Genomic DNA, 14795 nt, shown 5'->3' on the forward strand with positions numbered 1-14795 from the left:
CGAGACGGCTCATTCCCGGGTGACCGCGTGAACGAGTTCGATGGCGGGAACGGTCAGCTTGCACAGGTCGGCGACGCGGTCCTGCTCGATTGCCTGGAGAATCAGTTCATTGATGCCGCCGACCACGGCCATCGCCATTTCAGCGGACAAGGGCGTACGGCGGCGCGGTGCGGAGGCATGCTCGTTGATGACCTTGAGCATGAAGGCGGCAATCTCCTCATTGACCCGCCGGCGGGCAGCCAGTCCGCCTGCACCCAGACCGAGGATTTCAATGAACAGCGTGCGCATCAGGACCGGATTCTGCGCGAGGCAGTCGAAATAGGCCTGCATCGCACTTTCCACCTGTTCATGCCAGTCGCGCGCCGGATCGATGGCGTTGCGCAGCACGTCCAGTGCATTGTGGCTGGCGGCGGTGTACAGGGCGACCAGGCAGTCTCCCTTGGTGCTGAAGTACTCATAAAAGGTACGGCGCGATACGGCGGCTTCGCGCACGATATCGGCAATGGTGGTGGCCGCATAGCCCTTGACCGCCACGGCCTGCGCCATGCCCTCGAGCAGGCGATGGCGGTGCGTCGGCGGACTGCCTTGCGGTTCTCGTTGCTGTTCTTTCAATGCAAAAACCATCTGATTTTTCTTTTACGCTGAGGAGGTGCCTGATTTGAAGAATCGGTACTTGACAGTACCAAACTCCTGTTCCACCATGATGGTAACGGTACATTTTGGTACCTAGTTAACTTTTTGCTGGAGCCTGCTGATGACCGAACTCGTCGTGCGCCGCTTGCTGATCGATCTGGAAACGCCCTTCGCCCGTCACTGGTGCGGCGGCGATGCCTTCCGCACCGCCCTGTTCAATGCCTTGTCGATGAGCTTCCCTGTGGGCGAACAGTTCTTCATCGACTCGGTGCGCAACGGATTCAAGGCGCTGCCGGCCGACCGCCAGGAAAGCTTCAAGCGCGAAGTGCAGGGCTTCGTCGGGCAGGAAGCTACGCACCGCCGCATCCATGCCTTGTTCAACGGGCATCTGGAAAAGCAGGGTCTGGTCAATGCATGGGCGCCGCGCGCATTGAAGCGGCTGAAACTGCTGGAAGGGGCCGATCCCCGGCATTGGCTGGCGATTACCGCGGCCAATGAACATTTCACCGCGATCTTCGCGGAATGGATGCTGCGCAATCATGACTGGCTCGACGGCAGCGAGGCGCGCCTCAAGACCATGTGGCTGTGGCACAGTGCGGAAGAGTCCGAACACAAGAGCACGGCGTTCGACCTGTACCAGGCGCTCGGCGGCTCGCATGCATGGAGAATCATCTGGTTCCGCCGCGTGACGCTGATCTTCCTCGGCGACACGATGCGCCAGACCGTCAACAACCTGCGGCGCGACGGCACCTTGTGGAAATGGAGCACCTGGAAGAGCGCCGGTGAATACCTGTTCGGCAAGCGCGGCCTGATCCGGCAAAGCTACAAGCCGTGGAAGGATTATCTGCGCCGCGACTTTCACCCGAGCCAGCAGGAAAGCGACTTGTCGCAGCGCTGGCTGGAAGACAATGTCCGCGAATTCACGCCGGTCGGCGCATGAAATTATCTCCCTGAAACGACAACAGGTCCTGAGCGGCATGGCGCCGCATCAGGACCTGTTGCTTTGCGAATCGTATACTTGCGGTATCAGCCGCGCGAACCGGCGCGGGAGCGCGACATCAAGCCATCTGCTGCAGCTTGCGCCTGCTGCACCACATGCGCAGGCATCATGCGCAGCAACGCGGGAACGCCCAGGGCCAGCAACGCCACGTCATCGGTCAGGCCAAGCAATGCGAGCCAGTCGGGCAGGATGTCGATCGGGCTAAGCACGTAGAGTCCGAGCAGCAGTGCAGCGAACTTAAACACTGCGGGTGTTGCAGGATTGCGGCATGCGTACCACAACACCAGAATTTCACGGCCAACGGTACGGAACAGGCGACCCAAACGTAAGAACATGGCAACACTCCATCAATAGGCTAAGCACATCATCGTGCCAGCAGACTTAGGCTGCAACATGGGCGGAAAGTGCCATAGAAACTTTCATGCAGGCCAATGCACTGCATTTATCAGGCATGTTTCCGGCGCGGCGAGACATTGACCATCACCACGCCGAGCATGACCAGCGCAGCGCCTGCGACAAAGCGGGGATCAAGAGGATCGTGCAGCAGCAGTACGCCGAACGCAACGCCGAACAGTGGCGTAAGGAAGGAAAACACCGACAGCCGCGAAGCTAGGTAATTGCGCAGCATCCAAAACCACACCAGGTAACTGAGAAAGGCAACGATCACCGCCTGGAAAACCAGGCTGCCCCAGGCAATGCCGGTCATCTCGATGCCGTGTCCCTGGCCTGCTGCGGCGGCGATCACCACGAGAATCAGTCCGCATACGCCGAGCTGGTAGAACAGAGTGGTCGCGGGCGGCGCTTCGGACAGTGTGGAGCGCCGGATCAGCACCGTAGTCGCCGCCCAGAGTATGCCGCCCAGCACGCCCAATGCATCGCCGATCAGCATGTCGGCCCAGTCGCGCCCCTGCACCGCAAAGCCGTTTGAAAATGCCAAGGCAATGCCTGCGAAGGCTGCAAAAATGCCTGCCCATTGCACTTTGCCCAGCCGCTCCCCGGCGATCGACCAGTGCAGGCCGAGTACGGTGAAGATGGGTGCGGTATAGAGGAATACCGAGATGTGCGAAGCCGTCGTGTACTGCAGGCCGACTGCCACGCAAAGGAATTCAAGCGCGAACAGCACGCCGGCGGCCAGTCCGGGAGCCAGCGTTCCGTCGCGGAACGACATCTTGCCGCCGCGAACGGCGACCAGCAGATAGACCAGCGCCGCAGCGACCACCGAGCGCAGGCCGATCTGCATGATCGGTCCCATGTGCGGCGCGGCGAGCTTGACGGCCACCTGCTGCAGTCCCCACAGCACGCAGAGCGTCAGCATCACGGTAACGGCGAAGGCATCGAGCGGTTTGCGGTCGGCCATCATGATCCTCATAGCAAAGCAAACGCTTATTTTAAGCGCGGCAACTTTTTCATGTCGGTCGCCTTTTTGCGTGGCATCAGGTTTATGCCAAGCATCCTGAACCTGTGCCCTTGCAGTTTCTCTAAGCTTGTCAGTTAAACATACCGGAGCATAAGGCCATGAGCGATCAAACAAGCAATAATGCAACCGATGCCGTAGAAATGCTGACCGCCCAGCACAGGGAGATGGAAGCCATGCTGAAGCAGGTGAAGGAGTCAGACGATGCGCAAAGGAAATCCCTGTTCGCCGCAGCAGCGGACAAGCTCACCATGCATATCAAGTCGGAGGAGGAAATCTTTTACCCGGCGGTGCATCGCGCCCGTACCGAAGACGATCTGCTGGAGTCCTTGGAAGAGCACCTGTCGCTGAAGCGCCTGCTGGCCGATCTGCTCGAGATGGATCCGGCGGACAAGGCTTTCGAAGCGAAGTTCAAGGTGCTCAAGGAGCAGACCGAACATCACCACGAGGAAGAAGAGGAAAAGCTGTTCCCCGCGGTGCTGAAGATCATCGGCGAAGATCAGCGCAAGGAACTCGGCGGCCAGATGCTGGCGCGGCAGGAAGAACTGGCCATGCAGGGCAAGCCGCGCACCGAGGTCAAGGATGAGACCGCTTCGGCTGCGCCGCTGCCCTGACCGGCCTCGCCGGCAGCCAAGGAGATGACCATGATCCGACATCCGATTGCCGCACTGGCCGCCGTATTCGCAGCACTTGGCTGCCTCGGCGTTTCCCATGCGCAGACCGGCGGCAAATCCGATCCGTCGATCAGGACGCCGTCCGATCCCGGCATGAAAAGCATGCCGGACAAATCAATGAAGGCGCCGTCGAATTCCGGTATCGTCGTGGTGCCGCCGAAGACGGCTTCCGATGCCATGGTGACCGCACCGCCGCGGCGCGTCGACCCGAAAATCGACGATGCGACTCCGGACATCGACAAGAAGAATGCCGAGAAGTCGCAAGACAAAGATGCGAAATAAACGCCCAGGAGTGCATTGCCCCGCTGCCGGCATGCCGCTCCGGCGTTCTTGCTCACAAGGGGAATTCATGAAAAAAGCAAACCCGGCCCGGCCGGCGCCGCTTCGCGCCGGCCTGCTGCTGTTGACCGGCATCACCGGCCTGACCGCCGTCGCTGCCAGCCTGGCGCAGTCACCGAAGCTGCAGACCGAAGTCGTTGCGCGCGGTCTCGAGCATCCGTGGGGACTGGCCTTCATCGACGACGGCCGCATGCTGGTCACCGAGCGCCCGGGACGCATGCGCGTGGTGCAGGCCGACGGCAAGCTCGGCGCTCCTCTTGCCGGCCTGCCGAAGATCGATGCGGGCGGCCAGGGCGGTCTGCTGGATGTGCAGGTCGACAGCGATTTCACCCGCAACCGCACGGTCTACTTCTGCTTCTCCGAGCCGGCGCAGCGCGGCTCCGGCAATTCCACCGCGCTGGCGTCGGCGAAATTGTCGACCGATGCGACGCGCCTGGAACAGGTCAAGGTGCTGTTCAGCCAGAAACCCAAATTCAGCAGCAACGCGCACTTCGGCTGCCGCATCGTCGAAACCAGGGACGGCAAGCTGTTTCTGACGCTGGGCGATCGCTACCAGCGCAAGGCTGATGCGCAGACGCTGGACAATCATCACGGCAAGGTCGTGCGCATCAACAAGGACGGCACGGTGCCGAAGGACAATCCCTTCGTCGGCAAGTCGGGTGCGCTGCCCGAGATCTGGAGCTACGGCCACCGCAATTCTCAGGGCGCGACCCTCGCTCCCGACGGCAAGCTCTGGACGCATGAACATGCCGCTCAGGGCGGCGATGAAGTCAATATTCCGCAGGCCGGCAAGAACTACGGCTGGCCGGTGATTTCCTGGGGCCTCGACTACGGCGGCGGCAAGATCGGGGAAGGCCTGACCGAGAAGGAAGGCATGGAGCAACCGGTCTATTACTGGAACCCTTCGATTGCACCTTCAGGCATGACCTTCCTGCGCAGCGACCGCTACGGCAAGGACTGGCAGGGCAACCTGTTCGTCGGCGCGCTGAAGTTCCAATACCTGGCGCGGCTGGAAGTAAAAGGCGACAAGGTGGTGAAGGAAGAAAAGCTGCTGCAGGACCTGAAGCAGCGCATCCGGGATGTGCGGGAAGGGCCGGACGGCCTGCTCTACCTGCTGACAGATCATGATGACGGCCAGCTGATCAGGCTGCGCCCGGGTACTTAAGCAAGTACGCAGTACTTTTTGACGAGACCTCAGCGCATTTTTATTTCGCCCCCCCTCTCCCGCAGGCGGGAGAGGGTTGGGGTGAGGGCGGTTGCCAAGCCAGCAGAAGGTTTCGCTATCCCCGTTATCTCCGCCCCTCGCTGCGCGCCCCACGACATGGCTTGCAAGCCATGTCGGCTTCAGCAGCGCAAACCTGTGGTTTGCGAAACCCTGCCTACGCCCGCCTGCGGGAGAAGGGAGAAAGACACGACGCGTGACACAGCCTCTGCTGCCCCGCTTAGGCTCGGCACTTGCCTGCGGCGTACCCCGGCACGCCGCAGGTCAAGGTTTTACTTCGTGGCGCGCTCGCCGATATAAGCCAGCGCTTCGTCGACCTGGTCGATCAGGATCAGGCACAAATCGCCTTCCGACAAGTCCTTGAGCGCCGCATCGATGGCAACAAATTCACCGCGCAGTTCCTGGACTGCCTTGGTGCGTTTTGCATTGGCCAACCCCTGGCGCAGCAGCGCAATGACTTCTCCGTCCTCGCGGCCGCGCTGGCACTGGTCTTCGTAAAGAATCACGCTGTCGAAGGCGTCGCCGAGGATTTCGGTCTGGCGGACGATGTCGATGTCGCGCCGGTCGCCCGCGCCGCTGATGACCACCGAACGGCGCTTGGCCGGCATGCTCTCGATCGCATTGACCAGCGCCTGGATCGCATCCGGATTATGGCCGTAATCGGCGATCAGCGTTGCGCCGTTGTAGGAGAACAGGTTGAAGCGTCCGGGCGCGCTCTGCGCATCGCTGACGAATGACTTCAGACCGGCTTCGATCACCTTCCAGTCCAGCCCCAGTCCCCAGGCCGCGCCGATGGAAGCCATCGCATTGTCGACCTGGAAGCCGATGGTGCCGTTGCGGGTCAGCGGGATATTGGCCAGCGGAATGCGGTGGATGCGCTTGCCTTCTGCGGCGACGATCGCATTGCCGTCGACATAGACCACGCGGCGGCCCTGCGCGCGGTGCGTGGTCATGATCGGATGATGCACGTCCTTGGCGAAGTAGGTCACCGAGCCCGGGCAGACGGCGGCCATGCCCGCCACCATCGGGTCGACGGCATTGAGCACGGCCATGCCGTTCGGCGCCACGTTCTGCACGATCACGCGCTTGACGACCGCCAGGTCTTCGACCGTGGTGATGAAATTCAGGCCGAGGTGGTCGCCGGCGCCGATGTTGGTGACGACCGCGACATTGCAGCGGTCGAAGCCGAGGCCTTCGCGCAGCACGCCGCCGCGGGCGGTTTCGAACACGGCCGCATCGACGTCGGGGTGCATCAGCACGTTGCGGGCGCTGCGCGGGCCGCTGCAGTCGCCGGTATCGATACGCTGGTCGCCGATGTAGACACCGTCGGTGCCGGTCATGCCGACGCGGTACTTGTTTTCGGCGAGGATATGCGCGGTCAGCTTCACGGTCGTGGTCTTGCCGTTGGTGCCGGCCACCGCTACCACCGGAATGCGGCCGTCGTCGTCTCCTTTGAACATCGTGGAGATGATCGCCTCGCCGACCGGGCGGCCCTTGCCGAACGACGGCTGCAGGTGCATGCGCAGGCCGGGCGCGGCATTGACTTCGACGATGCCGCCGCCCTGATCTTCCAGCGGCTTGATCACGGTTTCGCAGACCACGTCGACGCCGCAGATGTCGAGGCCGACCATCTGCGCCGCTTCGACGGCGCGCGCCGCCATGTCGGGATGCACATCTTCGGTGACGTCGGTGGCGGTGCCGCCGGTCGACAGGTTGGCATTGTTGCGCAGCACGATGAGCTGGCCGTTGGGAGGCACGCTGTCGGTGGTGTAACCCTGCTTGGCGAGCGTGGCGCGGGCGATGTCGTCGACGCGGATCTTGGTCAGCGAAGTGGCATGGCCGTCGCCGCGGCGCGGGTCCTTGTTGACCTGCTCGATCAGCTGGCCGATGGTGTGCTTGCCGTCGCCGGTGACCTGCGGCGGCGCGCGGCGCGCGGCGGCGACCAGCTGGTCGCCGACCACCAGCAGGCGGAAGTCGTGGCCGGTGATGTAGCGCTCGACGATGACGTCGGTGCTGATCGCATACGCGACATCGAAGGCAGCCAGCACTTCCTCGCGGGTGCGGATGTTGACTGCCACGCCCTTGCCCTGGTTGCCGTCGCGCGGCTTGACCACGACCGGACCGTCGATCTCGCAGGCGGCCTTCCAGGCATCTTCCGCGTCGGTGACCGAGCGGCCGTTGGGCACGGGAACGCCGGCCGCATGCAGCAGCATCTTGGTCAGCTCCTTGTCCTGGGCGATGGATTCGGCGATTGCGCTGGTGCGGCTGGTTTCGGCGGCCTGGATGCGGCGCTGGCGGCTGCCCCAGCCGAACTGCACCATGCTGCCCTCGGTCAGGCGGCGGTAGGGAATGCCGCGGGCCACTGCGGCCTGCACGATGGAACCTGTGCTGGGGCCGAGCCGGATGTCTTCATCGAGTTCGCGCAGGCGGGCCAGTGCGCCGTCGAGGTCGAAGGGCTTGTCTTCCACCGCGCTGCGGCAGAGTTCCTCGGCCAGTTCGAAGGCGAGGCGACCGACGTCTTCCTCGGTGTATTCGACGATGACCTGGTAAGTGCCCGTCTCGACCGTCTGCACCGCCCGGCTGAAGGTGACCGGGCAGCCGGCCTGGGCCTGCAGGCAGAGGGCGGCGGCTTCGAGCGCATGCGCCATCGACAGCGGATGCCCGGGATCGGCGGGTTCCTGGAACTTGAGTTCGGGGAAGCGCGCGCGCAGCTGCGGTTCGAAATTCGGCAGCCCGGCGATATTGCGCTCGGTCTCGTCGCACGATACGACTGCTTCGATCGACGTATGCCGGCTCCACAAGTTAGGCCCGCGCAGTGCGCGGAGTCGCGAAATTTCCATCAGTATGTTCCTTGCTTGCCCGGACCCCGCAGCATTGCGGCCGGGCATTTCCTGCTTTTCTCGTTATGCGCCGCGCCGCAGCGATACGGCGCGGATGATAGGTACTGCAGTACTTAGCCGCTTCAGCCGTTGTAGTCGAAGGTTTCCACGCCGGCCAGAATCACATCCGACGCGATGCCCAGCGCCCATCCGGCGCCGACCGCGGCCAGGATGTTTTCCACCACGTAGCCGCGCCGGTCGAGATTCTTGATGCCGAGACCGGCGATCTTCAGCAGCGGCGTTTCATGCGCGCCGTTGGCCAGCACGATCTGGCCGCCGCGCACGAAGACCGCGCGTCCGCCCTGCGCGCGATGCTGGGCGACGACATCGTTGTCGGGCGACATGCTGAAGAAGATCACGCCGCCGTCGCACAGCTCAGCCATCTCGGCAACGCGCGAATCGGCGCCGTTGAGCACCGCGACGCCTTCCGGCAGCACGATGTCGACCTGGGTGCGGGCGACCTTGAACATCTGGTCCGCATCGTCGATGTACAGCTCCGGCAGGCTGGCTTCGGGATCGATATTGGTGACCACGCCGACCTGGCAGCGGTCATAGGCGATGCCTTCGGTGAGGATGGAGCGGTAGCCGGCTTCGAGTACGGCGGCATCGACCGCGCGGTTCATCAGCACGCGCTGCGCAGACTTCCAGTTGGCGCAGTCGCCCTTGTCCATGCGGCGCTGGCCGAGGTAGAGGCCGTCGCTGCCGGCGACCGCGACATTGAGGCCGTGCAGGCGCATCAGGCTGCCGATCAGGCGCGACACCATGGTCTTGCCGCGGCTGCCGGTGACGCCGACGATGGGAATGCGGCCGTTTTCCTGCTCGGGGAACAGGTGGTTGACGATGGCGCTACCGACGGGACGCGGCTTGCCGCTGGCCGGCTTCAGGTGCATCAGCAGGCCGGGGCCGGCATTGACCTCGACGATGGCGCCGCCCTGTTCTTCCAGCGGACGGGAGATGTCTTCGGCCACGAGGTCCACGCCGGCGATGTCGAGGCCGACGATGCGCGCGGCCAGGGCTGCGGCTGCCGCGACGCGCGGATGCACTTCATCGGTGATGTCGAAGGCGACGTTGCCGTGGCGCTGGATCAGCACCGTCTTGCCGGCCGGCGGCACCGAGTCGGGGCCGAGCCCCTGGCGCTCGAGCACCAGCAGCACGGTCGGGTCTTCCTCGTAGGTAATCAGGTTGAGGGGGAATTCCTCGTTTTCGCCGCGGCGCGGATCGGTATTGATCTGGGAATTGATCAGCTCGGTCACATTCGATACGCCGTCGCCGACGACGGTCGCCAGCTCGCCCTTGGCGGCGGCCACCATCTTGCCGCCGACCACCAGCAGGCGGTGTTCGTTGCCGCGGATGAAACGCTCGACGATCACGCCGCTGCCTTCCTGCTCGGCCAGCCTGTAGGCGGACTCGACTTCCTCGCGGGTATTGAGATCGGTGGACACGCCGCGGCCATGGTTGCCGTCGGAAGGCTTGACCACGACCGGAATGCCGATGTCTTCCGCGGCATCCCAGGCTTCCTCGATGCTGTCCACCAGGCGGCCTTCCGGAATCGGCACGCCGCAGGACGACAGCAGGCTCTTGGTCAGGTCCTTGTCGCTCGAAATGCTTTCCGCGATTGCGCTGGTCTGGTCGGTTTCCGCGGTCCAGATGCGGCGCGAGCGGCTGCCGTAGCCGAGCTGCACCAGGTTGCCTTCGTTCAGGCGCAGCGAGGGAATGCCGCGGTCGACGGCGGCATCGACGATATTGGCGGTGCTGGGGCCCAGCGCAACCGATTCGGCCAGCTCGCTCAGGCTCTTGACGGTGGCTTCGACGTCATAGGGCTTGTCCTCGATGGCCGCCATGACCAGGTCGCGCGAGGCGACCAGCGCGGCGCGGCTGACCTCTTCGTAGCGGGCACGCACGGTGAGCTTGTAGACGCCGCGTTTGGACGTCTCGCGCGCCTTGCCGAAACCGGTCTGCACGCCGGCAAGATTCTGCAGCTCGATCATCACGTGTTCCATGATGTGCGCCGGCCAGGTGCCGTCGCGCAGGCGCTGCAGGAAACCGCCGCGCTCGCCGATGCCGCAGCGATGCTCGATCAGGCCGGGCAGCCAGGCGGTCAGGCGGTCGTAGAATCCGGGAATGGTGTTGGAAGGCGAATCTTCCAGGTCGCCGATGTCAACCCATGCCTCGATCACCGGACGATAGGTCCATATATTCGGGCCGCGCAGAGACATCACATTGATGATCTCAATGGTTTTGTTGTTCATTTAATACGAGAGGCTTAAGGATAAGTGCCAAGTAAGGGCCGTTGGTTTCCGAGGATCTTTTAAACTGTCTCTTGTTGGCCGGTGTATGGATAACGCATCAAAAGGACGATAGTTTACTGAAAGCGCGAAAAAATTATCGGACAGAATCCGCTCCTGCAAAACAACATTATCGCCTCTCGGTATACTTGGCGCCACATCAGTGCACCGGCCGCACGCCAAATTTACATTCTGCAAACAAATTACCTCCTGTTTGCCCTTTCAGAGCTTGAATGAACACAGCATCCCCCATGGCACTGCCTGCCAAGAGTCCGCTTCCGGCGGCATGGCAACAAAAGCTGCATCCGCATCTGCGCGACGGCGAAACCGTCATTGCCGCGCTTGAACTCGATCTCGACCTGAACCTGCGCTTCGCCGCGGGCATTGTCATCGTGACCAGCCGGCGCCTGCTGGCGGCGTCAGGAGCGGATGCCGACTGGCAGGAGTGGCCGTTCCGGGCCGAGTTGGCATTGGCGCACCATGACCATGCCGGCGTGGGCACGCTGGAATTGCATGACAGTCAACATCGGCTCTCCGCCTGGCGATACACCCTCGGCCACAATCCCGAGGCGCTGCGGCTGATCAAGCACTTCGAGCAGCAGCGCGAGGCGATGCTGAGCGGACATGCTCACAGGGAGCCGGAACAGGCCGTCTGTCCGAGCTGCAAGGCGCCCTTGCCGGAAGACCAGGAAGATTGCCCGATATGCACGCGGGAAATTCATACCCCGCCATCGACTTGGACACTGTTTCGCCTGTGGCGTTTCGCCAAGCCGTACAAGGGCCAGCTGCTGCTGGGCTTCCTGCTGACGCTGGCGTCGACCGCGGCCACGCTGGTGCCGCCCTATCTGTCGATGCCGCTCATGGACAACGTGCTGATTCCCTATCAGAACGGCCAGTCCATTGATGTCGATCTGGTCGCGCTCTATCTGTCCGGCCTGTTCGGCGCGGCGCTGGTGGCCTGGGTGCTCGGCTGGGCGCGCACCTACATCCTGGCGCTGGTGAGCGAACGCATCGGCGCCGACCTGCGCACCTCGACCTACGAGCATCTGCTGCGGCTGTCGCTCGAGTACTTCGGCGGCCGCCGCACCGGCGACCTGATGGCGCGCATCGGCTCGGAGACCGACCGCATCTGCGTGTTCCTGTCGCTGCACCTGCTCGACTTCGCCACCGACGTGCTGATGATCGGCATGACGGCGGTGATCCTGGTGTCGATCAATCCCTGGCTGGCGCTGGTGACACTGCTGCCGCTGCCCTTCATCGCCTGGATGATTCATGTGGTGCGCGACAAGCTGCGCCACGGCTTCGAGAAGATCGACCGGGTCTGGGGCGAAGTCACCAACGTGCTGGCCGACACCATTCCCGGCATCCGCGTGGTCAAGGCCTTTGCCCAGGAAAAGCGCGAAGCGGCGCGTTTCCGCGAAGCCAACAAGCACAACCTGCAGATCAACGACCGCGTCAACAAGGTATGGTCGCTGTTTTCCCCGACCGTCACTTTCCTGACCGAAATCGGGCTGCTGATCGTCTGGGCGGTCGGCATCTGGCAGGTATCGAAGGGCCTGATCACCGTCGGCGTGCTGACCGCCTTCCTGGCCTATATCGGCCGCTTCTACACGCGACTCGATTCCATGAGCCGCATCGTGTCGGTCACGCAGAAGGCGGCGGCCGGCGCCAAGCGCATCTTCGACATCCTCGACCATGTCTCCAGCGTGCCGGAATCGCAGAACCCGGTGCACCTGCAGCGCATCGAGGGCAGCATCCACATCAAGGATGTCGGCTTCCGCTACGGCAACCGTGCGGTGCTGCGCGGCGTCGATCTGCAGATCAAGCCGGGCGAGATGATTGGCCTGGTCGGCCACAGCGGTTCGGGCAAGAGCACGCTGGTCAACCTGATCTGCCGCTTCTATGACGTCTCGGACGGCGCGATCCTGGTCGACGGCGTCGACATCCGTTCGCTGCCGGTGGCCGAGTACCGCCGTCACATCGGCCTGGTGCTGCAGGAGCCCTTCCTGTTCTTCGGCACCATCGCCGACAACATCGCCTACGGCAAGCCGAACGCGACGCGCGAAGACATCATCGCCGCAGCGCGCGCGGCCAATGCGCATGAATTCATCCTGCGCCTGCCGCACGGCTACGACTCCATGGTCGGCGAACGCGGCCAGACGCTGTCGGGCGGCGAGCGCCAGCGCATTTCCATCGCCCGCGCGCTGCTGATCGATCCGCAGCTGCTGATTCTCGACGAAGCGACCTCCTCGGTCGATACCAGCACCGAGAAGGAAATCCAGAAGGCGCTCGACAACCTGGTGCGCGGCCGCACCACCATCGCCATCGCGCACCGCCTGTCGACGCTGCGCCAGGCGGACCGCCTCGTGGTACTCGACAAGGGACAGATCGTCGAAGTCGGCAAGCATGAGGAATTGCTGGCGCGCGGCGGCGCCTACTTCAAGCTGTACCAGGCGCAGCAGCGCCAGGCCGAAAACGAAGGACTGGTTGAAATGAGCGAGGACATGGCATGAACGACTTCACACTGACTCGCAATCCTTTCGGCAAGCTGGTGTTTGCCTCGGAGCAGGGCACGCATGTGGGCGTGGTGCCGGTGCGCGCCTTTCCGATTGCCGCGCCCGACACCGGCATCGCGCTGGTGGACACCGACGGGCATGAGCTCGCCTGGATCGAGCGGCTGGCCGACCTGCCGCAGGCGACCCGGACCCTTCTGGAAGAGGAATTGAAAAGCCGCGAGTTCCTGCCGGAAATCAGGCGCATCGTCGAAGTGTCGACGTTCGCCGTGCCCAGCACCTGGAAGGTGGAAACCGACCGCGGCCTTGCCAGCTTCGTGCTCAAGGGCGAGGAAGACATCCGGCGCGTGGCCGAATCGACGCTGCTGATCGCCGACAGCCACGGCGTGCAGTTTCTGATCCGCGACACGCAGGCGCTGGACAAGGCCAGCAAGAAGATCCTCGACCGCTTCCTTTAAGCCTTGCGCCTTTGAAGCGGTCTCACGTCATCCAAAGAACGTGAAGCTGCCGGATCTGCTAGATCTGCTTCGCTTCCGCGGCCACCAGCACGCTGCAGCGGATTTTCTCCACCAGCACCGCATCCATGGCGCCGCGCCACCACCGCATTGCGAACGGCTTGTGGCGCGAGTGGCCGACGATCACCAGCTCGATGCATAGGCGGTTGACGAGGTCGCCGATGACGGTCACAGGCTCGCCGACCTCGAGATGCGGCGTCACGCTCAGGCCGCCTTCGGCCAGCATCCTGCGGCCGGACTCCAGCACCTGCGCCATCGCATCGCGTTCGGCGAGTTCCTCGTCCATGGTCGGCACCGCGGCTACGAATTCCCCGGCCAGAACGATCGGCGTCGGCGATACTACCGCAAGCAGATGCACCTGGGCGGCCGGCCCCGGCGCAAGCCGTATGCATTCCTGCAGCGCGAGCCGGCTTTCCGGCGTGCCGTTATAGGCGACCAGTATTTTCTGATACATGCTTGCCCCCTTGGTAAGTGAATGTGTAAGTACGCGCGCTTGGCCGCGATGTTAAAAATTTGACTCCCTGATTCATCATACAGCGCAAGTGGACTTCGGCAATCGGTTTTGCGCAATGTCAGGCTGCGTGCGCTGCCAGCGCATGATGAATGATCGACGGCGGCTTTTTAATTTTTCTGCGCCAGCGCCTTTTCGACGTCGGATACGAGTTGCTTGTCATCGGGCGTCACACGGCTTCCGTAGTTGGCTACCACCTTGCCGCTGCGGTCGATCAGGTACTTGTGAAAATTCCACTTGGGTGAAGTCCCCGTGATCTTTGCCAGTTCCGCATGCAGCGGATTGGCCTCCTTGCCGGTGACCGAGCTCTTGGCGAACATCGGAAACTTGACGCCATAGGTATTGAAGCAGAAATCGGCGATCTGCTTGCTGTCGCCCGGCTCCTGGCCGCCGAAGTCATTGGACGGGAAGCCGAGCACGACGAGGCCGCGCGGCTGATATTTGGCGTAGAGTTTTTCCAGTCCCTCGTACTGGCTGGTATAGCCGCAATAGCTGGCCGTATTCACCACCAGCACCACCTGCCCCGCATACTTGCAGAGCTGTTGGGGCGCATCGTCCTGCAGCCGGTTGAAGCGCTGGTTCAGGAGCGCCGGACAGGCCGCATCCGGCTGCGCCATCACAGGCGCCGCTGCGGCAAGCAGCAGGCCCGAAAGAATCAGGTGTGTGACCATGGTCGGCTCCTCATTGAATATTCGGCAATTGTCCGGCAAGTCGAGGCATTGTATGTGAAAAAAGACACGAAAATGCCACAAGGAAAGTTTCTCGCATACACTGGAGGCTAGTTATTCCATGATAGGCAAAGCCGTCCCG

General features: G+C 63.0%; 13 protein-coding genes. 6 read left to right on the forward strand and 7 right to left on the reverse strand.

The features are described from left to right. Positions 1-9: 9 nt before the first annotated feature. Positions 10-624, reverse strand: coding sequence for a TetR/AcrR family transcriptional regulator (locus tag IGW03_RS10150; protein ID WP_194722436.1), 615 nt, complete (start codon positions 622-624; stop codon positions 10-12). A gap of 130 nt (positions 625-754) precedes the next feature. Between IGW03_RS10150 and IGW03_RS10155 the strand changes: the two genes are divergently transcribed. Then, positions 755-1573 (forward strand): metal-dependent hydrolase, encoded by an 819-nt coding sequence (locus IGW03_RS10155; protein WP_194722437.1) that lies wholly within the window; start codon positions 755-757, stop codon positions 1571-1573. A gap of 86 nt (positions 1574-1659) precedes the next feature. On the opposite strand, the gene IGW03_RS10160 is transcribed toward IGW03_RS10155, so the two are convergent. After that, positions 1660-1968, reverse strand: coding sequence for a YkvA family protein (locus IGW03_RS10160; protein WP_194722438.1), 309 nt, complete (start codon positions 1966-1968; stop codon positions 1660-1662). Positions 1969-2078: 110 nt separating this feature from the next. Beyond that, positions 2079-2993 carry a DMT family transporter gene (locus tag IGW03_RS10165; RefSeq protein WP_194722439.1) on the reverse strand — a complete coding sequence of 305 codons (915 nt, stop codon included), beginning with the start codon at positions 2991-2993 and terminating at the stop codon, positions 2079-2081. 155 nt (positions 2994-3148) lie between these two features. On the opposite strand from IGW03_RS10165, the gene IGW03_RS10170 reads away from it, so the two are divergent. From IGW03_RS10170 to IGW03_RS10180, 3 genes are all read left to right on the forward strand, one after another. Next, the gene (locus IGW03_RS10170; RefSeq protein WP_194722440.1) at positions 3149-3661 is read left to right on the forward strand and encodes a hemerythrin domain-containing protein; all 513 of its coding nucleotides are present in this window, start codon (positions 3149-3151) and stop codon (positions 3659-3661) included. A gap of 30 nt (positions 3662-3691) precedes the next feature. Next, positions 3692-4003, forward strand: coding sequence for a hypothetical protein (locus IGW03_RS10175; protein WP_194722441.1), 312 nt, complete (start codon positions 3692-3694; stop codon positions 4001-4003). A gap of 67 nt (positions 4004-4070) precedes the next feature. Further along, a complete protein-coding gene (locus IGW03_RS10180) occupies positions 4071-5225 on the forward strand; it encodes a PQQ-dependent sugar dehydrogenase (protein WP_194722442.1) in 1155 nt (384 codons plus the stop codon). Between the two features lie 329 nt (positions 5226-5554). Here IGW03_RS10180 and cphA read toward each other — a convergent pair whose 3' ends face one another. After that, positions 5555-8122, reverse strand: a complete 2568-nt coding sequence (gene cphA, locus IGW03_RS10185) for a cyanophycin synthetase (RefSeq protein ID WP_194722443.1) — start codon at positions 8120-8122, stop codon at positions 5555-5557. Between the two features lie 122 nt (positions 8123-8244). Then, positions 8245-10410, reverse strand: coding sequence for a cyanophycin synthetase (locus IGW03_RS10190; RefSeq protein WP_194722444.1), 2166 nt, complete (start codon positions 10408-10410; stop codon positions 8245-8247). 269 nt (positions 10411-10679) lie between these two features. Here IGW03_RS10190 and IGW03_RS10195 point away from each other — a divergent pair, with 269 nt between their 5' ends. Next, positions 10680-12959 carry a cyanophycin metabolism-associated ABC transporter gene (locus tag IGW03_RS10195; RefSeq protein ID WP_194722445.1) on the forward strand — a complete coding sequence of 760 codons (2280 nt, stop codon included), beginning with the start codon at positions 10680-10682 and terminating at the stop codon, positions 12957-12959. Beyond that, on the forward strand, positions 12956-13417 hold the full coding sequence (locus IGW03_RS10200; RefSeq protein WP_194722446.1) for a cyanophycin metabolism-associated DUF1854 family protein: 462 nt from the start codon (positions 12956-12958) through the stop codon (positions 13415-13417). Before IGW03_RS10195 ends, IGW03_RS10200 begins: the two co-directional genes overlap by 4 nt. A 58-nt stretch (positions 13418-13475) precedes the next feature. Here the strand turns inward: IGW03_RS10200 and IGW03_RS10205 are convergent, their stop codons facing one another. Further along, positions 13476-13928, reverse strand: a complete 453-nt coding sequence (locus tag IGW03_RS10205; protein ID WP_194722447.1) for a universal stress protein — start codon at positions 13926-13928, stop codon at positions 13476-13478. A gap of 167 nt (positions 13929-14095) precedes the next feature. Beyond that, positions 14096-14656: a glutathione peroxidase gene (locus tag IGW03_RS10210; RefSeq protein WP_194722448.1), complete on the reverse strand. Its 561-nt coding sequence runs from the start codon at positions 14654-14656 to the stop codon at positions 14096-14098. Positions 14657-14795 lie beyond the last annotated feature (139 nt).

Origin of the sequence: Noviherbaspirillum malthae, from assembly GCF_015352985.1 — a bacterium.
GTDB lineage: Bacteria > Pseudomonadota > Gammaproteobacteria > Burkholderiales > Burkholderiaceae_D > Noviherbaspirillum > Noviherbaspirillum malthae.

Excerpts from the sequence above, each read along its gene's own strand:
- IGW03_RS10155 (WP_194722437.1), top strand. The coding sequence starts at position 755 with ATGACCGAACTCGTCGTGCGCCGCTTGCTGATCGATCTGGAAACGCCC.
- IGW03_RS10165 (WP_194722439.1), bottom strand. The coding sequence starts at position 2,993 with ATGATGGCCGACCGCAAACCGCTCGATGCCTTCGCCGTTACCGTGATG.
- IGW03_RS10210 (WP_194722448.1), bottom strand. The coding sequence starts at position 14,656 with ATGGTCACACACCTGATTCTTTCGGGCCTGCTGCTTGCCGCAGCGGCG.
- cphA (WP_194722443.1), bottom strand. The coding sequence starts at position 8,122 with ATGGAAATTTCGCGACTCCGCGCACTGCGCGGGCCTAACTTGTGGAGC.
- IGW03_RS10150 (WP_194722436.1), bottom strand. The coding sequence starts at position 624 with ATGGTTTTTGCATTGAAAGAACAGCAACGAGAACCGCAAGGCAGTCCG.
- IGW03_RS10160 (WP_194722438.1), bottom strand. The coding sequence starts at position 1,968 with ATGTTCTTACGTTTGGGTCGCCTGTTCCGTACCGTTGGCCGTGAAATT.
- IGW03_RS10180 (WP_194722442.1), top strand. The coding sequence starts at position 4,071 with ATGAAAAAAGCAAACCCGGCCCGGCCGGCGCCGCTTCGCGCCGGCCTG.
- IGW03_RS10200 (WP_194722446.1), top strand. The coding sequence starts at position 12,956 with ATGAACGACTTCACACTGACTCGCAATCCTTTCGGCAAGCTGGTGTTT.
- IGW03_RS10175 (WP_194722441.1), top strand. The coding sequence starts at position 3,692 with ATGATCCGACATCCGATTGCCGCACTGGCCGCCGTATTCGCAGCACTT.
- IGW03_RS10205 (WP_194722447.1), bottom strand. The coding sequence starts at position 13,928 with ATGTATCAGAAAATACTGGTCGCCTATAACGGCACGCCGGAAAGCCGG.
- IGW03_RS10195 (WP_194722445.1), top strand. The coding sequence starts at position 10,680 with ATGAACACAGCATCCCCCATGGCACTGCCTGCCAAGAGTCCGCTTCCG.
- IGW03_RS10190 (WP_194722444.1), bottom strand. The coding sequence starts at position 10,410 with ATGAACAACAAAACCATTGAGATCATCAATGTGATGTCTCTGCGCGGC.
- IGW03_RS10170 (WP_194722440.1), top strand. The coding sequence starts at position 3,149 with ATGAGCGATCAAACAAGCAATAATGCAACCGATGCCGTAGAAATGCTG.